Origin of the sequence: Delftia acidovorans NBRC 14950 (genome assembly GCF_001598795.1) — a bacterium.
Classification (GTDB): domain Bacteria; phylum Pseudomonadota; class Gammaproteobacteria; order Burkholderiales; family Burkholderiaceae_C; genus Comamonas; species Comamonas acidovorans.
The window spans coordinates 164852-185195 of sequence record NZ_BCZP01000006.1; the positions used below are offsets into that span (position 1 = coordinate 164852).

Here is a 20344-nt window from a genome sequence, read left to right on the forward strand (position 1 = left end):
GCGTGGCTCAGCCCGGGTCCTGATTCGGCGCGCGCCGCCTGTGCCTGCGCACCAACACGCTCAGCGTGTCGTCGAGGGCCTGGGCATCCAGCCCCCGCGTGATGAAGACGATGCGCGTGCGCCGGTCGGCACCCGGCCAACGGGGCAGCGTCTGCGGCGGGGCGAACAGGTGCTGCACGCCATGGATGACCAGGGGCTGGTCCGGGTGCTCCTGCAGGTGCACGATGCCTTTGACGCGCAGCAGGTCATCGCCGCGCATGGCCGTGACCCAGTCCATCCATTCTCCGAACGCCTGCGCGGGCAGGGGCTCGTCGCGCTGCAGCACAAAGGACGAGATGCCGTCGCGGTGCGCGCCTGCCGGCGCTGTCACCGGAGCTGTCACCGGAGCCATGGCCCGGTAGCCGGGCGTCTGGAGCATGCCCGCAGCGGCGTCCTCCTGCCCCGTCGCGCCTTCCGACATCAGCCGCTGCAGCAGCGCCACATGGTGGCCGGGGTCCATGCCTTGCGGCGCCTCGCCGTTGATGGCCTGCACCTGTGCCAGCAGTTGCGCAGCGGGCTGTGCGCCGCCCAGCAAATCTGTCTTGGTCAGCAGCACCAGGTCAGCCACAGCCAGTTGCCGCACGGCTTCGGGATAGCCTGCCAGCGTGGCGCTGCCCAGCACGGCATCGACCGTGCAGGCCACGCCGGCCAGCGCATAGCGCGCCCGCACGGCGGGCTCGCCCAGGAAGGAGCGCAGTATCGGCCCCGGGTCCGCCAGGCCGCTGGTTTCGATCAGCACGCGGCGCGGCGCGCCCTGTTCGCGCAGGGCCAGGCGCTCCAGCGCCTCCACCAGATCGCCGCGCACGCTGCAGCACAGGCAGCCATTGGCCAGCAGCACCGTGTCCTCGCAGGCCAGGCTGGTCAGGTCCTGGTCGATGCCGACCGCACCGAACTCGTTGACGATGACGGCCGTCCCGTGCAGGTCCGGCAGCGCCAGCAGCCGGTTGAGCAGCGTGGTCTTGCCGCTGCCCAGAAATCCCGTGAGCACGGTGACCGGAATGCGCTGGTCCGCCGCTTCGGGCAGGGCCAGCAGGCTGGAGAAATGCCCGCTCATGACGCCACCCCGCCATGCACCTCGGCGAACGAGCGCAGCGTGCGCTCCAGCCGCGCCAGCGCCCACTGCGCCACGGCCTGCGGCACCTCGTCCGAGCCCAGCGCATCGAGCAGGCCGCGCAGCGGCTGCGCACCCTGCCCGGCTGCGGGCCGGGCACGGAACCAAGCCGCCACCTCGGGCTGCTCGCAGCGCTCGCCCCCGTCCTGCAGGTAGTCCACGATGTCCAGCTCGAAGTCCTCCAGCCGCAGGCTGATGCCGCCCGCCCCGCAGGCGCAGGCACCGCCCAGGGCGACATGGCGCAGCGCCAGGGCGCACCACAGGTCCCAGAGCCGGCCGGCCTGCAGGGCGTGGTCGGAGGCCATGGCCGTGCTCACTGCCCGTCCCAGGCCACGGCTGAGGTTGCCGTTGCGGCCGACGGAGACCTGCCGCTGCGCAGCGCCTGCGTGCCCTCGTGGTCCACCTGTCCCTGGCCATCCAGCGCCACGCGGTAGACCTCGCGGGCCACCTGGGCGCTCACATAGCCTTCGCGCACGTCCTCGGCCACCTTGTCCAGTTCGCGCGCCAGCGGGTCGCCAAAGCCCCCGCCGCCGCCCGACAGCATGCGGTAGGCATCGCCGCGCTCCAGACGCACGTTGAAGATCTTGGCGTTGGCATGGTCGGTCTTCCACTCGCCCTTGTGGCGCACGGCCAGGCCGTTGCCCATGGCATCGCCGCCGCCCTCCAGGCCCCATGGCTTGCAGTGCACGCGGTCGATGCGCGTGGTGACGGTGAAGGGCGACAGCGCCTGCACCACCATCTCCGCGCCCAGGCCGCCCCGGTACTGGCCCGCGCCGGCCGAGTCCTGGCGGATCTCGTACTTCTCCACCAGCACCGGGTACTTGGCCTCGAGCTGCTCGGTGGGGCTGTTGTGGGTGTCGCCGTCATTGATGCAGACGGTGACGGACACGCCGTCCTCACGGCTCTTGGCGCCCCAGCCGCCGCCCAGCGGGCCGATGCCGACGATGAACAGCCGCCCGTCCTCGGGCGAGATGCCATGGATGTTGGGAAACACCAGGTCCGCATGGTGGCCCGCGATGGAGCGGTCGGGAATCGCCGGCGCCAGGGCCTTGAAGATGGTGTCGATCACCGTCATGGGGAAGGTCATCCACACGCGCATGGGATACGGCCTCTCGGCGCTGATCACCGTGCCCATGGGCATGATCACCTTGAGCGGCCGAAAGCTCCCGTCGTTGACCGGGTAGTCGGTCGGCGTGGTGAGGCATTTGTAGGCCACCTGCGCGCAGGCGATGCCCGTGGTGAAGCCGGAGTTGTAGAAGCCGCGCACCTGCTTGGAGACATCCGACAGGTCCACCGTCATCTCGTCGCCCTGCACCGTGACCTTGACGCGGATGGGAATGCGCTTGCCGATGTCCAGCCCGTCGTCGTCCATGAAGGACTCGGCCTCGTACACGCCATCGGGAATCGACAGCGTGTTCTTGCGCGCCACGGCCTCGCTGGAATCCATGATCTGCGCGATGGCGCCGTTGACCGCATCCACGCCATAGCGCTGCAGCAGTTCCACATAGCGGCGCTCGCCCGTGGTGATGGCCGTGATCTGCGCGCGCAGATCGCCCAGGGCCCGCTCGGCCAGGCGCACGTTCATCGCGATGATGTCGATCAGGTCCTGGTTGACCTCGCCCTCGCGCTGGTACTTCATGATGGGGATCTGTATCCCTTCGCTGAAGATGTCCGTGGTGACGTTGCCCAGCGTGCCGCCCACGTCCAGCCAGTGGGCCATGCAACAGGTGAAGCCTTCGAGCCGGCCCTCATGGAACACCGGCATGGTGAACGTGAAGTGGTTCAGGTGGCTGCCGGTGGTGTAGGCATCGTTGGTGACCAGGATGTCGCCGGGCAGGATGTTCTCGTAGCCGAAATGGCGGATCTTGGCCTTGACCGTCTCCGACATGCCGCGGATGAACATGGGCAGGCCCAGGCCGATGGACACCGTGTCGCCCTCGCTCGTGAACAGGCCGACCGTGAAGTCCAGCGCCTCGTAGATGATGAGGTTGTAGGCCGTGCGCGTCAGGTTGGTCTTCATCTCCTCCGTGACGGCGTACAGGCCGTTGCGGATGATCTCGACGGTGACCGGATCGACGGGCCTGGAGTCAGTGGGGTGGTTCATGTGCGGTCGCTCCCGATGTCGATTTGCAGATTGCCCAGTTCGTCCACGCGCAGCCGGTCGCCGGGCTGCACGACGGTGGTGGATGCGTGTTCCTCGATCAGCGCGGGCCCCGCGATCTCGTTGCCCGCCAGCAGGCGCTCGCGCAGATGCACCGGCGTGTCCACCCAGCCGCTGGAGCGGAAATAGACGGGCTTGACCGTGCGCACGGAGGCACGGCTGGGCTCGGCGCTGCCGCGTTCCACGCTGTGCCTGGGCGGTTTCTTCATCGTGCCCAGCACCGTGACGCGCAGGCTCACGAGGTCGGCCGGCTCCTGCGGGGCCGAGGTGCCGTAGCGCACCTTGTGCAGCTCGTCGAACTGGCGCTTGATGGCCGAGCGGTCCCGTCCCTCGAAGAAGGCCATGGGCAGGTCCACGGTCACCGCATGCTCCTGGCCCACGTAGCGCATGTCGGCGGCGCGCTCGATCACGATGCCGTCCGGCGCGATGCCGGACTGCGCCAGCGCGGCGCGGCCCTCGTCCTCCATGCTCTGGTAGGCGGCCTCGATCTCCTCGAAGGACACCTCGCCCAGCTTGCGGAACACCGAGCGCACGTAGTCGTAGCGCAGGTCGGAGAACAGCATTCCGTAGGCCGAGAAATAGCCGGGCGCATAGGGGATCAGCACCTTGCGGATGCCGATCTCACGCGCAATGGCCGAGGCGTGCAGCGGACCCGCGCCGCCGTAGACGACCATGGTGAAGCTGCCCGCATCCAGGCCGCGCTCGGTGGTCACGGCCTTGACGGCATGCGACATCTGCGTCACGGCGATGCGCAGGATGCCGTCGGCCGCCTCGGTGGGCTCCAGACCCAGCGGGGTCGCCACGCGCTCGGCCATCTGGCGCTGGCAGGCATCCATGTCCAGCTGCAGCTCGCCGCCCAGGAAATGCTCCGCGTCCAGCCGGCCCAGCACCAGGTTGGCGTCGGTCACCGTGGGCTCCAGCCCGCCACGGCCATAGGCCACGGGGCCGGGGATGGAGCCGGCGCTCTGCGGGCCCACGCGCAGCGCGTTGCCCGTCTCCACGCGGGCGATGGAGCCGCCGCCCGTGCCCACTTCGTGGATGTCCATCATCGGGATCTGTATCGGCAGGGCCTGCTCGTAGCCGCCGATCAGCGCCGAGCCCGTGGTCAGCGGCCGGCCCTCGCTGATCACGCCGGCCTTGGCCGTGGTGCCGCCCATGTCGAAGGCGATGGCATCGCCCATGCCCAGCTGCGCACAGATGGCCTGGGCGCCGATCACGCCGGCCGCCGGACCCGATTCGAGCATGCGCACGCAGCCCACCTTGGCATGCTCGACCGGGAACAATCCGCCCGTGGACTGCACGATGTAGAAGTCGCCCTCGAAGCCCTTGCCGCCCAGGTGGTTCTCCAACTGGCCCAGGTACTGCGACACGCGCGGCCCCACGTAGGCATTGGCCACGGCGGTGGACACGCGCTCGAACTCGCGGTACTCCTGCGACAGCTCATGCGAGGCGCAGACAAAGGCGCCCGGCATCTCTTCCTGCAGGATCTGCTTGACGCGCTGCTCGTGCGCCGGATTGCGGTAGGAGTGCAGCAGCAGCACGGCCACGGCCTCCACGCCCTGCCCTGCCAGTTCGCGGGCCAGCTCGCGCACGGCCGCCTCGTCCAGCGGCTTGTGCAGGCTGCCGTCGGCGCGCAGGCGCTCGGACACCTCATGGCGCAGCGAGCGCCGCACCAGCGGCTGGTGCTTGTTGAAGAACAGGTTGTAGGCATCGGGCCGGTTCACGCGGCCGATCTCGTAGATGTCGCGAAAGCCCTCGGTGATCAGCAGCGCGGTGTGGGCGCCATTGCGCTCCAGCAGCGTGTTGATGGCAATGGTGGAGCCATGCAGGAACAGATGGCCGTCGCGCCAGTCGATGCCCGCGCTGTCTATCGTGGCCTGGATGCCGTTGACCAGCTCGCCATGCGTGGACAGGGCCTTGCCGAACAGCAGCCGGCCGCTGGCCTCGTCAAACGCCGCCATGTCGGTGAAGGTGCCGCCGATATCGACGGCAATGCGCAGCCGGGGCCGCTGCGAAATCGCTTGTTGGTTATCCATGAAATTCTCCAGAGACAGTTATTCACAGCGCCATGCGCCGCCCACAGTCCTTGAAACCGGCGTGCCCCAAAGCGAGGGACACCGAGGAAGGGCCGCCCCGCACCGAGGGTGTCGTCCCCCTCCCGCGAAGCGAGAGAGGGGGAAGGCGCGAAGCGACTCAGGGGGTGTCATCTCAGACATCAGTGCCGATGCGGTTGCGCAGCACGCCCAGCCCAGTGATCTCGACCTCGACCACATCGCCATGCTTCATGTACAGAGGCGGCTCGCGGCGGTCGCCCACGCCGCCCGGCGTGCCCGTGGCGATCACGTCGCCTGGCGACAGCGGCGTGAAGCGCGACACATAGGCCACGATGGTGGGGATGTCGAAGATCAGGTCGCCCAGGCTGGCCTGCTGCACCACGCTGCCGTTCAGGCGCGTCTGCAGCGCCAGGCTGCGCACGTCGGCCACCTCGTCGCGCGTGACCAGCCAGGGGCCGAAGGGAGCCGTGCCGGGAAAGTTCTTGCCGGGCGTGAACTGGTGCGTATGGCGCTGCCAGTCGCGCACGCTCACATCGTTGAAGCAGGCATAGCCGGCGATGTGGTCGAAGGCATCTTCCTTTGCAATGTGGCGCCCGCCCCGGCCGATGACGAAGGCCAGCTCGCCCTCCCAGTCGAAACGCTCCGAGAAGGCCGGGCGCAGCAGCTCGTCGCCATCGGCGGCCAGGCTGTCGTTGAAGCGCAGGAACAGCGACGGGTGCTCGCTGTCGGCGCGCCGCGTCTCGGCCACATGGGTCTTGTAGTTCAGGCCCACGCAGATGAGCTTGCCGGGGTTGGGGATGACGGGCAGCGCCTGGGTCTGCGCCGCATCGACGGACACGGCGCCGGCCTGCAGGGCCTGCTCCAGCTCGCCCAGCGCCTGTGCGCGCAGCACGGACAGCAGGTCGGGATGGCGGGCGAGAAATTCGGCGGGCGGCAGCAGGAAGCGCTCGGCCAGAACCTGCCCGTAGCGGGGCTGTCCGGCATGGATGAAGCTGGCGAGTTTCAACGGATTTTCCTTAGGTTCGGTGTCTGGAAAACCTGCCACGGCAAGGCCATTGGCAAGGCATGACTGCACTGTAGAAATCCCGTTGATATCTGGATAGATAGAATTTCAGGCTTTCAGAATTGCCTCATCAGGCATACCTCAACCGGGTAACCACCATGCACCTGCCCAGCGTCAAGCTCTTCCTCGAGGTCTCCGAAGCCGGCAGCATCAGCAAGGTCGCGGCACGGCGGCACACCGTGCAGTCGCACATCAGCCGGCAGATCAGCGAATTCGAAGCGTCTCTGGGCGGCCCCTTGCTGCGGCGCACGGGCCGGGGCGTCACGCTGACGCCGCTGGGCGCGCGGGCCGCGCTGCGGCTGCGCAGCTGGCTGCAGGAAACCGAGCAATTGCAGGAAACACTGCGTGCGGACGCAGGCCAGCTATGGGGAGAGGTGCGGCTGGGCATCGTGCCCTCGGCCGCGCACCCGCTGATGACGCATGTGTTCGACTGGCTGCAGCGCGAGCACCCGGGCATACGCCTGAACATCACCGAGGCCCAGGGCACGGAGCTCGACGCGCTGCTGGACAGCGGCGCCGTGGACCTGGCCATCCTCTTTCGGTTCGCGCGCCCGGCCGGCGGCGACGAGCGGCTGCTGAGCACCGCGCACAGCTATCTGGTGTCGCGCCCTGGCGATCCCTTGACCCTGGCGCCCACCACGGAGTTCGCCGCGCTCGACGGCCTGCAGCTGGTGCTGCCGCGCCGCCCCAGCCATTGGCGCGACGCGCTCGATGAGGCCGCGCACAGCCACGGCTTTCGGCTCGCGGCTGCCGCCGAGGCCGACTCGCTGACCGTGCAAAAGGAACTCGTGGCCCACGCGCCCGGCCTCTACTCGGTGATCGGCCCGTACTCCATCGATGCCGAACTGCGCCAGGGCCGGCTGCAGGCCAGCCGCCTGGTCAACCCCGGCCTGGTGCGCCATGTGACGCTGGCCCTGCCCCGGCACGGCAAGCTCACCCAGGCCTGCCGCGTGGTGGGCGATGCCATCGAGGCATTGACGCAGGCCTGGGGACAGCAGCTGTCGTCGGGGCCGCTGAGCACCTCGGGACTGCTCGACGGTTGAAGGGATCAGATATCGGCCCCATCGGCTCCAGTCGTCGGCCATGCACGCCGTGGCCAGGCCATCGGACCAGAACGGCCGCAACCATGTCAGCGGGCCTGGCCATCACGCACGGCTGCAATGGCCTCGATCTCGATCATGGCCGCCGGGTCGTACAGCGCCTGGATCTGGGCAATCGTGTCGGCCGGATAGGGGGCGCCGAAGAACTCGCGGCGCAGGGCGACCACCTCGTCGAAGTGGCCCATGTCGGTAACGAAGATGGTGACCTTGATCACGTCCTTCAGGCTGGAGCCGCCCGCCTCCAGCGCGCGGCGCAGATTGGCAAACGCCTGCCGGCCCTGGGCCAGGAAGCCGCCCGGCACGATGCGGCCATCGTCTCCGGCGCCGGCCTGACCGGAGATGAACAGCAGCTCGCCAAAGCGAATGCCTTGCGACAGCAAAAACGGCTCGTAGGGGTCGGGTTGTGTGGTGACACGGTGCAGCATGGTTTCATTTCCTTCATCCATCCCCGGCAGGATCGCGCTTGGGGCATGGGTGAACGATAGGGAAGCCGGATGATTGCGACAAAGGTTCATTTGTCAGGCATAAGATGAGTTTTCCTCACCCCATTGCTCACCCGACCCTTGCGTCCTCCAGCCCTCATGCAACGCAACCAGCTGCCGCTTTCCGCACTGCGCGCCTTCGAGGCCGCCGCCCGCCTGGGCAGCTTCAAGCAGGCCGCCGACGACCTGGCCGTGACCCCCACGGCCATCAGCCACCAGATCCGCGCGCTGGAGGAACAGCTGGGCCTGGCGCTGTTCGATCGCCAGGTACGCAAGGTGGTGCTGACCGAGGCCGGCGCCCAGCTCTATCCGGTGCTGCGCGACGGTTTCGACGCCTTTGCCGCCACGCTGGAGCGCCTGCAGCAAAAGCGCCTGCGCGCCCAGGTCAGCATCTCGGCCACCAATGCGTTCACCGTGAAATGGCTGGTGCCGCGCATGGCCAGCTTCCGCGCGATGCACCCTGAGGTGGACCTGCAACTGCAGGCCTCGGACGATGTGGTGGACCTGCGCTCCCATGCCGTCGATATCGCCGTGCGCTACGGGCGCGGCCCCTATCCGGGCCTGGTGGCCGAGCCCCTGTTCAGCGACCGCTTTGCGCCCGTGGCCAATCCCCGGCTGGGCGTGCTGGGGCCGGCCGACCTGGCCCGCCTGCCGCTGATCCGCTTTGACTGGAACACGGTGCACGCCAGCAATCCCACCTGGGAGCGCTGGTTTGACGAGGCAGGCCTGGCCTGGAATTCACCGGCGGGGCAACTGCGCTTTTCCGACGAGGGCCATGCCATCCAGGCGGCCATTGCCGGTCATGGCATTGCCCTGGTGAGCCTGGCCCTGGTGGCCGAGGACATTGCGGCCGGCCACCTGCTGCAGCCCTTCGGCCCCTCGATCACCGGCCATACCTACCATCTGGCCGTGGGCGAGCAACGGGAGCCGGGCCCCCATGTGCGCGCCGTCATGGACTGGCTCAGAAGCCAGTCCATGGCCGTGCCATAGCCGTACCGTAGCCGCCCTCAATAACCCCGTGCCGCGTCCACCGCCTGTGGCAGCTCGCCGCTGGCGCGCCAGCGGCGGATGTTGCCCGCCACGATGGCCGATGCCGTCGCGCGGTCCGTGGGTGCCGAGATGTGGGGCAGCACGGTCACGGCGGGGTGCGCCCACTGCCAGGACGATTCAGGCAGGGGCTCCTGCTCGAACACGTCCAGCACGGCATGGGCCAGGCGGCCGCTGTCCAGGGCGGCGCGCAACGCGGCATCGTCCACGATGGGGCCGCGCGCAAAGTTGATCAGCGAGGCATGGGCGGGCAGCGCGGCCAGCGCCTGCGCGCCGACGATGCCGCGCGTCTGCGGCGTGAGCGGCAGCAGGCACACGAGGATGTCGGTGCCTGCCAGCATGGTTGGCAGTTCGGCATCGCCTGCATGGCATTGCACGCCCTCGATGTGCCTGGGCGTGCGGCTCCAGCCGCGCACCTGAAAGCCTGCCGACAGCAGCCGCTGAGCTGCGGCCTTGCCCAGTGCGCCCAGGCCCAGCAGCGACACCGTCCTGTCCTGCGCGCGCACGCCGTCATGCGCCAGCCATTGGCGCGCGGCCTGCTGGCGGGCATAGCGCGGCATGTCGCGGTGCAGGTACAGGGTCCAGGCCAGCACGGCCTCGGCCATGGTGTCGGCCAGTTGCGGGTCCACCAGGCGGACGATGCGCAGGTCGGTATCGCCCAGGTCGGCCACCAGGCGCTCCACGCCGGCCCAGACGCTGTGCACCCATTGCAGGCGCGGCAGCGTGCGCAGGTCGGCGGGCTGGGGGTTGGCGACGATGGCGACCTCGCAGGCCGCGCGCTGGTCCGCATCCAGCGCATCAAGGGCGACCACGCGCTCCTCGGGCAGGGCGGCCTGCAGGGCCTGCAGCCAGGCTTGGGCTGCCGGATAGCCGGGTGCGCAGACGAAAGGAAGCGGGGGGAGCGAGGCGCGAGGAGACAGCGAACCGCTCATTTGGCAAAAACCTTGTCCAGGTCGGCGAAGCCCTTGACCTCGATGGGATTGCCGCTGGGGTCGCGGAAGAACATGGTGGCCTGCTCGCCGGGCTCGCCCTCGAAGCGGATGCCGGGCTGCAGCACGAAATCCACCACGCCACCCGACAGCCGCGCGGCCAGGGCCTTCCAGTCGTCCATGGCCATCACCAGGCCCAGGTGGGGCATGGGCACCATGTGATCGCCCACGCGGCCGGTGTTCGTGACCGGGAAGGGCTCGCCCAGGTGCAGCGAGATCTGGTGACCGAAGAAGTCGAAGTCCACCCAGGTCTCGGTGCTGCGGCCTTCCTGGCAGCCGAGCAGCGTGCCGTAGAAGGCGCGCGCTTCGTCCAGATCGCGGACATGGTAGGCAAGGTGGAAACTGGTGCGCATGGCTGATCCTTTGGTTGTGCTTGTGGTGCAGGCAGGTTTCGCAGGGCCGCGGCCTGCCGTGGGTGGCGCGAGCCTAGCAGAGGCTTTTCAAAAGTGATAGCGTTGATTTCTTTGCAATCCCCAAGGAAATCTTTTGGAGACCCGCTATCTCAAGAGCCTAATCGCCGTGGTGGACAGCGGCTCCATCGCCGATGCGGCGCGCGCCGAGCACCTGACCGCCGCCGCCGTGGGCCAGCGCGTACAGGCGCTGGAGCGCGAACTGGGCTTTGCCCTGCTTTCGCGCAGCGGCCATGCGGCCCGCCCCACCCAGGCCTGCGTGGCCCTGCTGCCGCGCGCGCGGCGCCTGGTGCGCGAGGCCGCGCTGCTGGGCAGCGATGCCAGCGCCGATGGCCTGGCCGGCACGCTGCGCATCGGCGCCATCTCGACCGCGCTCACGGGCATGCTGCCGGCCGCGCTGCGCAAGCTCACGCAGGCGGCGCCACAGTGCCGGCCCGTCATCGTGCCGGGCACCTCGCGCGCGCTGTTCCAGATGCTGCAGGCCGGCGAGCTCGATGCCGCCGTCATCGTGGCGCCCCCTTTTGAACTGCCCAAGGCGCTGCGCAGCGTGCAGCTGCGCCGCGAGCCGCTGGTGCTGCTGGCCCCGCCCCAGGCACGCGGCCGGCCTGCCGCGCTGCTGCGCAGCCTGCCCTACATACGCTACGACCCCGATGCCTGGGGAGGCCGCCATGCGGCCGACTGGCTGGCCGACCAGGGCCTGGAGCCCGCGGTGCTGTGCGACCTGGACGCGCTGGAGGCCATTGCCATGCTGGCCGCCGACGGCATGGGGGTGGGCCTGGTGCCGCACTGGACGGGCCTGGAACGCTTCATGGGCGACTGCCGCATGCTGCCCATTGCAGGCGCCGCCTATGAGCGCGCCATCTTGCTGGTGACCAGCGCCGAGCCCGACCTGCCGCGCATGGCCGAGCTGCTGGAGGGCACACTCGCGTAGGTCGCGGCCTTCGTTCTCAATCCGCCTGCACGTAGCCCGTGACGCGGATCATCTCGCGGTACTTGGCGATCTCGCGCGCATAGGCCGCCGCCGCATCGTCCAGGCCCATGGGCTTGGCGACGTCACGGCCGTCGGCCTCCAGCTTGGCGATGACCTGCGGGTCCAGCAGGGCCTGGCCGATGGCCTGGTTCAGGCGTTGCTTGACGTCCTGCGGCGTGCCGCGCTTGACGAAGTAGCCCGCCAGGCTGGCGTATTCGAAATCGCGCAGCGCCGGCACTTCGGTGATGCTGGGCACGGCCGACAGCACGGCAGGCCGGTTGCGCGACAGCACGGCCAGCGCCCGGAAACGGCCGGTGCGGATCATCTCCAGCATGGACGCCTGGAACGGCATGATGCTGAAGTCGATCTGGCCGCCGGCCAGGTCCTGGATCACGGGCGCCGTGCCCGCATAGGGCGCGTGGGTGAACGGCACCTTCACCACCTTGCCCATGTACTCCGTGATCAGATGGTAGAGCGAGCCCACGCCCACCGAGCCATAGGTCAGCGAATTGCTTTCGTTGCGCGAGCGCGCCAGCGCCAGGAACTCTTCCATGTTCCGGGCCGGCAGGCCAGAACGCACCAGCAGCACCAGGTGGGTGACGGTGATGTACTGCAGGTTTTCGAACGCATCGGGCTGGTAGCGCACGGCCTTGTTGGTGAGCGGCGGCAGGATGAGTTCGTTTTGCGTGCCCTGGAAGAACATGCTGCCGTCGGCCCTGGCGCCCAGCACTTTGGATGCGGCAATCGTCCCCGTGGCGCCGCCCAGGTTCTCCACGATCACTTTGGCCGCCAGTCCCTCGCCTATGGGCTTGCTCAGAATGCGGGCGCTGACGTCGCTGGGCCCGCCTGCCGGGTAGGGCACCATCAGGCTGACCGGGCCGGGCGCCGAGGCCGCGGCAGGCTGCAGCATCAGGGGCGCCAGCGGCAGGCCGGCGGCGATTTTCAGGAGCGAGCGGCGTGTGGGCAAGGCAAGTGGATTCATGGAAGTGCACCAGGCAGTGGCTTGAGGGGGAAGGCGGGAATCAGGCGCGCCCTACCACCGGGCGTGGGGCAGGCGTGCAATGGTGTGGAGCACCGCCAGGCCGCGCGGGACGATGGTGTCCACCTCGCAGTACTCGTCGGTGGTGTGGAACTTGCCGCCCACGGGTCCGGTGCCGCACAGCGTGATGGCGCCCAGGCTGGAGGTCACGCCCGAGTCCGCGCAGCCGCCGCTGAACTCGCCCTCGGCCTTGTGGCCCAGCGCGCCCAGTTCGGCCTGGTACAGCTCGAACAATTGCTGCGACTGCGGCGTGGGCACGAAGGGGCGGAACTCGCCGGTGATGTTCAGCGTGGAGCGCGTGCCCTGGATGAAGGACTTGTCGCAGATGCAGCGGATGCGGCCCACCAGGGACTCGCGCTGGTCCAGGTCGAAGATGCGCAGGTCGATGGCCGCCTTGGCCGACGGCGCCGACGTGTTCACCGACAGGCCGCCCGACACCAGGCCCACGTTGACGGTGACGCCCTTGTCCAGGTCGGTGAGCGCGTCCAGCGCCACCACCTTGTGCGCCAGCTCCGAGATGGCGCTGATGCCCTCGGCGAAGTTGGCGCCCGAGTGCGCCGCCTTGCCCTCGATCTCCACGCCGAAGAACACGCCGCCCTTGCGGCCCGTGACCACGTTGCCCGAAGGCCGGCCCGGCTCCGCATTGAAGACAAAGCCCGCCTTGCGCGCAAAGGGCTCGATGACGGACTTGCTCAGGGGCGAGCCGATTTCCTCGTCGCAGGTGAACAGGCCCGTGACCTCGGGCGCAGGCTCCGCGCTGTGGGCCAGCGCAGCCAGCAGGAAGGCGTTCATGACGATGCCCGACTTCATGTCGGCCACGCCCGGGCCGTAGGCCCTGCCGCCTTCGATGCGAAACGGCCTGCGCGCGGCCTCGCCTTCAGGGAAGACCGTGTCGCAGTGCCCCATCAGCAGCACGGGCCTGCCCACGGTGCTGCCCGCGTTCACGGTGACCGAGATCGCCGCCTCCACGCCATCGACGAAATGCGGGCTGACCTGCAGCCCCTGGCCCAGGAAGAAGACCTCCAGGCGCCGGAACACGCGCGCCACGCCAGGCTTGTCGAAGCTGCCCGAGTCGATGTTGACGATGTCCGCCAGCAGCGAAAGCATGTTCTCCCGCTGGCCCTTGATCCACTCCGACGCGCCGACCGCCCGGTCCGCACTGACAATGGCTTGCTGTGGCATCCGCTGCCTCCGTATTTTTCAATACTTGGTATTGTTATTTAATACTTCAGATTCACAATCAGGTAAAACGATGATCGAAAACGCGTTGTATGTGGGTTCCGTGGGCAAGGCATTCCGCGTGCTGGACTGCTTCAAGGGCGCGGCGGGCGACCTGAGCCTCACGGAAATCATGGAGCGCAGCGGCCTGGACAAGAGCGCCGCCCAGCGCTACGCCTACACCCTCAGCGCCGAGGGCTACCTGCAGCAAAACAGCCAGACCCGCCGCTACCGGCTGGGCCCGGGCGTGCTGGACCTGACCTTCCATTTCCTGCGCACCCATGCGCTGGCCGAGGCGCTCAACCCCCTGCTGCTGCAGCTGTCCAAGGACACGGAGCAGAAGATCAGCCTGTCGCTGCGCGACGGCGACTGGCTGGTGCACGTGCTGCGCCACCAGACCAGCACCGAGCACTACCACGCCTCGCTCGTGGGCCGGCGCGTGCCCCTGCAATGCACGGCGGGCGGGCGCGCCGTGATGGCACGGCTGGACGAGGCGCAGGTGGCCCAGCTGCTGGCCCCCGGCCGCCTGGTGGCCAGCACGCCCCGGACGCTGACCACCGCCAAGGCCGTCCAGGCGGAACTGAAGAAGGTGCGCGAGCGCGGCTACGCCATGGTGGTCGATGAATTCATCATGGGCGAGGTCGCGCTGGCCGCCGCCGTGGTCGATGCCGACGGCGTGCCGCTGGGCGCCCTGCACCTGAGCGGATCGTCAAGCCAGTGGAGCGGCGCCGACTACGCGAAGAAGTTCTCGCCTCTGCTGCTCAACGCCATCGCCCAGTACGAGCGGCGCAACGCGTAGCGCCTGCCGTCCAGCGCGGATCCCGCTATACTGCGCCCCTTCTTTCTTGAACGAGCTGCTGCAGGAAAGACGTTTTCCGGGCCTTTGCCGCCCGGGTGTCTTTCATCGTCCGTACACCCACCGGACGCGGCGAGCGCCAACCAGGCCTCGCGGATCTGCAGCCATGAGCACTCCTCAACGACTCCAGCGTGCCTTTGCACGCACGGGCATCTCCCTCGACTATCGCGACGGCATCTACCACGTGCGCGATGGCCAGGCCGAGGCCCACATTCTTCTTCCCGACAGCCTTCCCCTGGAGGACAAGGCCGTGCGCCAGTTGCTGGCCTTTGCGGCCGTGCGCCGGCATGACGGCCAGGGCAGCCATGGCGCCGTCTGCCGCGCCTGCGCCACGCCCGACTTCCATCCGGGCACGGTGGCGCCCGTGGGCAGCGTGGTGGCCACGCCATCGGACTTCGTCATTCCGGCCGCCATCGGCACGGACATCAACTGCAGCGTGCGCCTGCTGACCACGGGCGCCCGGCTGGACCAGCTGGCGCCACACAAGGGCCGGCTGGTGGAACTGCTGACCGCCAGCCTGCTGGGCAGCGGGCGCGACGTGCCCGTGACCACGGCCGCCTTCCGCGCGCTGTTCGACCACGGGCCGGCCGCCTTTGTGGACCGGCTGAGCGGCCAGGGCCTGTGGGGCCATGTCGACAGGGATCGCCTGCACCGCGAGCTGGCCGCCTGCATCGGCCTGGACAGCTTCGCGGGCAGCGCCCGCCACGCGCCCCATGCCTATCTGCAGGAGCGCCATGCCGTGTTCCGCGACCCGTGCCTGGGCACGGTGGGATCGGGCAACCATTTCGTGGAACTGCAGGTGGTCGACGAGGTGCTGGACCGCCACGCGGCCTACCGCGCCGGCCTGCGCGCGGGCGACGTGGTGGTGATGATCCACAGCGGCTCGCGCGACCTGGGCTTTTACGTGGGCCAGGCCTGGATGGACCGCGCCCGGGCCGAGTGGCCGCAAGGCGTGAAGCACCCGGCCAGCGGCCTGTACGGCCTGTCGGGTCCGCTGGCCGGCGAGTACCTGCAGGCCATGGGCGTGGCGGCGCGCTATGCCTGGGCCAACCGCGTGGTGCTGGCCGAGCTGGTGCGCAAGGACCTGGAGCAGATCGTGGGCGCAGCGGATTCGCGCCTGGTGGTCGATGTGCCGCACAACGTGGTCCTGCAGCAAGGCGGCATGAACATCCACCGCAAGGGCGCCACACCGGCCAACGAGGGCGACTTCGCGCTGATCCCGGGGTCCATGGGCGATGCCTCGTACCTGGTCACGGGCCTGGGCGCGGCCGACTGGCTCTGGTCCTGCAGCCATGGCGCGGGGCGGCGCATGCGCCGCCAGGCCGTGCGCGCGCTCCGGCCCGAAGCCCGTGCAGGCCATGCGGGCGAACAGGGCTGGCAATGCGTGACGCTGCGCGAGGAGCGCCGCATCGAGGAGGCGCCCGAAGCCTACAAGCCCATCGGCCCGGTCATCGAGTCGCAGGAGGCCGCCGGCCTGATCCACGCCGCCGTGAAGCTCAGGCCCTGGATCACCTTCAAGGCCTGAGCACCGGCAGGCGCCTCACTGCAGCCGCAAGCCGTCCGCCGCACGGTCCTGGGCCAGCTTGCGGTACAGCGTCTGGCGGCTGATGCCCAGCATGCGCGCGGCCTGGGTGACATTGCCCCGGCAGTTCTCCAGCGCCTGCCGCACGGCCGAGCGCGAGAGTTCATCCAGGCTCTGCGGCGCAGCGTCGAGCCGGGGGCCGCTGCGGGCGGTCTGCGCCAGCTCGGCCTGGAAGTCGTCGGGCAGGTGCTGCCACTGCAGGCAGTCCTCATGAGGGTCGAGCATGGCGCAGGCCGTTCTCAGCACGCTGGCGCACTGGCGCAGATTGCCGGGCCAGCCATGGCCGGCCAGCTGGGCCAGCAGGGCCGGTGCCATGTGCAGCGGGCGCGCGGGTTCGATGTCGGCCAGCATGCGCGCGGCCAGCGCCTCGAAGTCGCCGCGCTCGCGCAGCGGAGGCAGCTCCACGGCCAGGCCGTTGATGCGGTAGTACAGGTCGGCACGAAAGCGGCCCTGGTCGGCATCCTCGCGCAGCCTGCGGTTGGAGGCGCTGACCAGCGCGAAATCGACCGCAACGGGCGTGCCACCGCCCAGCGGCACCACCTGCCGCTCCTGCAGCACGCGCAGCAGCCGGGTCTGCAGCGACAGCGGCATGTCGCCGATCTCGTCCAGGAACAGGGTGCCGCCGTGCGCCTGGCGCAGCAGGCCCGCCTGTCCTTCTCGCCGCCCGCCCGTGAAGGCGCCCTGGCGGTAGCCGAACAGCTCGGCCTCGATCAGCGACTCGGGCATGGCCGCGCAGTTGATGGCCACGAAGGGGCCGTCGCGGCGTGGCCCGCTGTCGTGGGCCGCGCGCGCAAACCATTCCTTGCCCACGCCGGACTCGCCCTGGATGAGCAGCGCAATCGGCTTGCCCAGCACGCGCCGGGCCTTGTCGGCCGCCGTGCGCCAGCGCGCATCGCCCGTGTCCAGCCGCGCCAGCGCATCGCGCGCCGGCTGCTGCGGCGCCTGTTGCTGTTGCTGCTGTTCTGCAACCCGCTCCACGACCGAGGACCGGACCGTGCGCCGGTCCGGCACCAGCTGGCCGAATAGCGCCGTGCCGTCATGGCGCCGCAGCGGCTGGGCCGCATCGGGCTGGCGGTGCTGGCGTGACAGCAGCTCCTCCAGGCCGGCGTCCAGCACCTGCTCCAGCGACACGCTGCCCAGTTGCCCCCGCGACAGGCGCAGCAGGGCCAGCGCGGCGCGGTTGGCGCCCACCAGCCATCCGTCCGCGGAGATCAGCGCAATGCCTTCGGCCACCGTGCCAATGCCTTCGGGCCGCGCGTGCAGGTGCAGGCGGATGTGGCGCTGGCCGTCGCAGGCCATGAGGCGGTTTTCGATCATGCGGGCCGCCGTGCCGACCAGGCCCAGCGTGTGCGGGCTGCCCCGGCCATGTTCGCTGGAGATGTCCAGGATGCCCAGCAGCTGGCCCGTGCCCGACAGGATGGGCGCGGCCGCGCAGGTGAGAAAGCCGTTGCGCTCCAGGAAATGCTCGCCGCCCTGGATTTCGATGGAGTCCATCTCGGCCAGTGCCGTGCCGATGGCATTGGTGCCGCGCTGCGCCTCATGCCAGGACGCGCCGCTGGCCAGGGCCACGCGCTCGGCCTTGCCCAGAAAGAAGGGGTCGCCGCAGGTATCCACCAGGGTGCCGCAGGGGCCGGCCAGCACCACCACGCTCTGGCTGCCGCGCACCTGCTCGGACAGGTATTCCATGACGGGCCGTGAATGCGCCAGCAGCGCATGGTGGCGGCTGCGCAGCACGCCCAGCGCGTGCTGCTCCAGGTTGTCGGCGGCGCCCAGCCGTCCTGTGGGACGCAGTCCCTGCTCGATGCAGCGCTGCCACGAGCGCGCCAGGCGCTCGTCCACCAGGCCGCTGGGGCACAGGCCTGACTCCATCAGGCTGTGACGGGCCTGGCGCAAGGCCACAAGGGAGGCTCTCGATTGCATGCTGTCTCCTGCTCGGGCGTCATTGCGCCACGTTGCAGACCAGTATGCGGGGCCGGCGGGCACCGGGCAAGCCAAGTGGCAGGCCAGGCGCCCGACTGTTCCATTTCTGGACAGTTGTCCTGTTGCGGAACGTCACGGCACAGGGCGAACGCGCACGGGAATACCCGCAGCAGCCACGTCCCGCGTGCCTTTGCGGGCACCTGCCCTGCTGCCTGCAGGCTGGCACGGCTTTTGAATCATGTCTGCCGTCCGGCCATGGCCGGATATGCCGATCCACACCCGATCACAACAGACCCATAAGCATCCTCAGGAGACAAGCAGCATGACCGTCTACGCAGCACCCGGCGCCGCTGGCGCCAAGATCGCCTACAAGGCCCGCTACGACAACTTCATCGGCGGCAGGTTCGTACCTCCGGTCAAGGAGCAGTACTTCGACGTGGTCACCCCCATCAGCGGCAAGGTCTACACCCGCGCCGCGCGCTCCACGGCCGAGGACATCGAACTGGCGCTGGACGCCGCCCATGCCGCCAGCGACGCCTGGGGCCGCACCAGCGCGGCCGAGCGTGCCAATGTCCTGCTGAAGATCGCCGACCGCATCGAGGCCAACCTGGAGCTGCTCGCCTATGCCGAGACCGTGGACAACGGCAAGGCCATCCGCGAGACGCTGAATGCCGACATCCCGCTGACCGTGGACCATTTCCGCTATTTCGCGGGCTGCGTGCGCGCCCAGGAAGGCGCGCTCAGCCATATCGACGAGACCACGGTGGCCTATCACATCCAGGAGCCGCTGGGCGTGGTGGGCCAGATCATTCCCTGGAACTTCCCCATCCTCATGGCGGCCTGGAAGCTGGCGCCCGCGCTGGGCGCAGGCAACTGCGTGGTGCTCAAGCCGGCCGAGTCCACGCCCATCAGCATCCTGATCCTGGCCGAGCTCATTGCCGACCTGCTGCCGCCCGGCGTGCTCAACATCGTCAACGGCTTCGGCCGCGAGGCCGGCATGCCGCTGGCCACCAGCAAGCGCATCGCCAAGATCGCCTTCACGGGCTCCACCTCCACGGGCCGCGTGATTGCCCAGGCCGCCGCCAACAACCTGATCCCGGCCACGCTGGAGCTGGGCGGCAAGTCGCCCAACATCTTCTTCGCCGACGTGATGGACAAGGACGATGCCTTCCTCGACAAGGCCGTCGAAGGGCTGGTGCTGTTCGCCTTCAACCAGGGCGAGGTCTGCACCTGCCCCAGCCGCGCGCTGATCCACGAAAGCATCTACGACCGCTTCATGGAGCGCGTGCTCCAGCGCGTGGCCGCCATCCGGCATGCCAACCCGCTGGACACCGACAGCATGATGGGCGCGCAGGCGTCCAAGGAGCAGCTCACCAAGATCCTGTCGTACCTGGACCTGGGCAAGCAAGAGGGCGCCGAGGTGCTGGCCGGCGGTGGCCAGGCCCATCTGGGCGGCGACCTGGAAGGCGGCTACTACGTGCAGCCCACGCTGTTCAAGGGCCACAACAAGATGCGCATCTTCCAGGAGGAAATCTTCGGCCCCGTGCTGGCCGTGACCACCTTCAAGGACGAGGCCGAGGCCCTGGCCATCGCCAACGACACGCTCTACGGCCTGGGCGCGGGCGTGTGGAGCCGCAACGGCAACGTGGCCTACCGCATGGGCCGCGCCATCAAGGCCGGGCGCGTGTGGACCAACTGCTACCACGCCTACCCGGCGCACGCGGCCTTCGGCGGCTACAAGGAATCGGGCATCGGCCGGGAGACCCACAAGATGATGCTGGACCACTACCAGCAGACCAAGAACCTGCTGGTCAGCTACAGCGAGAACAAGCTGGGCTTCTTCTGAAGTTCTTCCCAGGTGAATGCGGCCGGCGGCGCACAGCGCGGCCGGCCGCCCAGGAAAGGACCAACCCATGGTTGACAAAGTGACTGCCACCGACGCCGCGCTGGCGCTGATCGCCGACCTGCAGGCGCAGCACGGGCCGGTGTTCTTCCACCAGTCCGGGGGCTGCTGCGACAACAGCGCCGCCAACTGCTACCTGCCCGGCGAGCTGACGATAGGCGCCCAGGACGTGCTGCTGGGCCAGGTGGGCGGCGCGCCCTTCTACATCGGCAAGTCGCAGTATGAATACTGGAAGCACACCCAGCTCATCCTCGACGTGATCGAGGGCCAGGGCGGCACCTTCTCGCTGGAGGGCAGCACGGGCAAGGCCTTCCACACACGCTCCAGGCTGTTCACGGACGAGGAATACGCCGAGATCCTGGCCAGCGAGGGCAACGGCCCCTGACAGGGGCTGCGCGGC

The 20344-nt window shown here is 69.1% G+C and carries 18 protein-coding genes; 7 read left to right on the forward strand and 11 right to left on the reverse strand.

The features are described 5' to 3' along the window. Positions 1-7: 7 nt before the first annotated feature. The 5 genes from DA1_RS09770 to DA1_RS09790 all read right to left on the reverse strand — a co-directional run bounded on the left by DA1_RS09770 (position 8) and on the right by DA1_RS09790 (position 6371). Positions 8-1093 carry a CobW family GTP-binding protein gene (locus DA1_RS09770; protein WP_034397052.1) on the reverse strand — a complete coding sequence of 362 codons (1086 nt, stop codon included), beginning with the start codon at positions 1091-1093 and terminating at the stop codon, positions 8-10. Beyond that, complete coding sequence (locus DA1_RS09775) at positions 1090-1455, reverse strand: hypothetical protein (protein WP_034398970.1); 366 nt, start codon at positions 1453-1455, stop codon at positions 1090-1092. The genes DA1_RS09770 and DA1_RS09775 overlap by 4 nt, the downstream gene beginning before the upstream one ends. A gap of 8 nt (positions 1456-1463) precedes the next feature. Continuing rightward, positions 1464-3254: a hydantoinase B/oxoprolinase family protein gene (locus DA1_RS09780; RefSeq protein WP_034397053.1), complete on the reverse strand. Its 1791-nt coding sequence runs from the start codon at positions 3252-3254 to the stop codon at positions 1464-1466. Continuing rightward, positions 3251-5347: a hydantoinase/oxoprolinase family protein gene (locus DA1_RS09785; RefSeq protein ID WP_016450909.1), complete on the reverse strand. Its 2097-nt coding sequence runs from the start codon at positions 5345-5347 to the stop codon at positions 3251-3253. The genes DA1_RS09780 and DA1_RS09785 overlap by 4 nt, the downstream gene beginning before the upstream one ends. A gap of 172 nt (positions 5348-5519) precedes the next feature. Then, positions 5520-6371: a fumarylacetoacetate hydrolase family protein gene (locus tag DA1_RS09790; protein ID WP_034397054.1), complete on the reverse strand. Its 852-nt coding sequence runs from the start codon at positions 6369-6371 to the stop codon at positions 5520-5522. A 155-nt stretch (positions 6372-6526) separates the two neighbouring features. On the opposite strand from DA1_RS09790, the gene DA1_RS09795 reads away from it, so the two are divergent. Further along, positions 6527-7471 (forward strand): LysR family transcriptional regulator, encoded by a 945-nt coding sequence (locus tag DA1_RS09795; RefSeq protein ID WP_034397055.1) that lies wholly within the window; start codon positions 6527-6529, stop codon positions 7469-7471. A gap of 86 nt (positions 7472-7557) precedes the next feature. Here DA1_RS09795 and DA1_RS09800 read toward each other — a convergent pair whose 3' ends face one another. Next, entirely contained in the window at positions 7558-7953 is a 396-nt protein-coding gene (locus DA1_RS09800; protein WP_016445482.1) for a RidA family protein, read from the reverse strand. Positions 7954-8109: 156 nt separating this feature from the next. On the opposite strand from DA1_RS09800, the gene DA1_RS09805 reads away from it, so the two are divergent. After that, entirely contained in the window at positions 8110-9000 is an 891-nt protein-coding gene (locus DA1_RS09805) for a LysR substrate-binding domain-containing protein (RefSeq protein ID WP_034397056.1), read from the forward strand. A gap of 17 nt (positions 9001-9017) precedes the next feature. On the opposite strand, the gene DA1_RS09810 is transcribed toward DA1_RS09805, so the two are convergent. Together DA1_RS09810 and DA1_RS09815 are read right to left on the reverse strand one after the other, a co-directional pair. Then, a complete protein-coding gene (locus DA1_RS09810) occupies positions 9018-9989 on the reverse strand; it encodes a 2-hydroxyacid dehydrogenase (RefSeq protein WP_034397057.1) in 972 nt (323 codons plus the stop codon). Beyond that, positions 9986-10399: a VOC family protein gene (locus DA1_RS09815; protein ID WP_012207434.1), complete on the reverse strand. Its 414-nt coding sequence runs from the start codon at positions 10397-10399 to the stop codon at positions 9986-9988. The genes DA1_RS09810 and DA1_RS09815 overlap by 4 nt, the downstream gene beginning before the upstream one ends. A gap of 133 nt (positions 10400-10532) precedes the next feature. Here DA1_RS09815 and DA1_RS09820 point away from each other — a divergent pair, with 133 nt between their 5' ends. Continuing rightward, positions 10533-11387, forward strand: coding sequence for a LysR substrate-binding domain-containing protein (locus tag DA1_RS09820; protein WP_034397058.1), 855 nt, complete (start codon positions 10533-10535; stop codon positions 11385-11387). Between the two features lie 16 nt (positions 11388-11403). On the opposite strand, the gene DA1_RS09825 is transcribed toward DA1_RS09820, so the two are convergent. Next, a complete protein-coding gene (locus DA1_RS09825; RefSeq protein WP_034397059.1) occupies positions 11404-12408 on the reverse strand; it encodes a Bug family tripartite tricarboxylate transporter substrate binding protein in 1005 nt (334 codons plus the stop codon). 51 nt (positions 12409-12459) lie between these two features. Then, positions 12460-13647 carry a M20 family metallopeptidase gene (locus tag DA1_RS09830; protein ID WP_034397060.1) on the reverse strand — a complete coding sequence of 396 codons (1188 nt, stop codon included), beginning with the start codon at positions 13645-13647 and terminating at the stop codon, positions 12460-12462. Between the two features lie 70 nt (positions 13648-13717). Between DA1_RS09830 and DA1_RS09835 the strand changes: the two genes are divergently transcribed. After that, the gene (locus DA1_RS09835; RefSeq protein WP_034397061.1) at positions 13718-14482 is read left to right on the forward strand and encodes an IclR family transcriptional regulator; all 765 of its coding nucleotides are present in this window, start codon (positions 13718-13720) and stop codon (positions 14480-14482) included. Between the two features lie 163 nt (positions 14483-14645). Beyond that, positions 14646-16064 carry an RtcB family protein gene (locus tag DA1_RS09840; protein ID WP_034397062.1) on the forward strand — a complete coding sequence of 473 codons (1419 nt, stop codon included), beginning with the start codon at positions 14646-14648 and terminating at the stop codon, positions 16062-16064. A gap of 15 nt (positions 16065-16079) precedes the next feature. Here DA1_RS09840 and DA1_RS09845 read toward each other — a convergent pair whose 3' ends face one another. Next, positions 16080-18041 carry a sigma-54-dependent Fis family transcriptional regulator gene (locus DA1_RS09845; protein WP_034397063.1) on the reverse strand — a complete coding sequence of 654 codons (1962 nt, stop codon included), beginning with the start codon at positions 18039-18041 and terminating at the stop codon, positions 16080-16082. Between the two features lie 322 nt (positions 18042-18363). Between DA1_RS09845 and exaC the strand changes: the two genes are divergently transcribed. Beyond that, positions 18364-19887 (forward strand): acetaldehyde dehydrogenase ExaC, encoded by a 1524-nt coding sequence (exaC, locus tag DA1_RS09850; RefSeq protein WP_012207447.1) that lies wholly within the window; start codon positions 18364-18366, stop codon positions 19885-19887. A gap of 67 nt (positions 19888-19954) precedes the next feature. Next, entirely contained in the window at positions 19955-20329 is a 375-nt protein-coding gene (locus tag DA1_RS09855; protein WP_034398973.1) for a DUF779 domain-containing protein, read from the forward strand. Positions 20330-20344 lie beyond the last annotated feature (15 nt).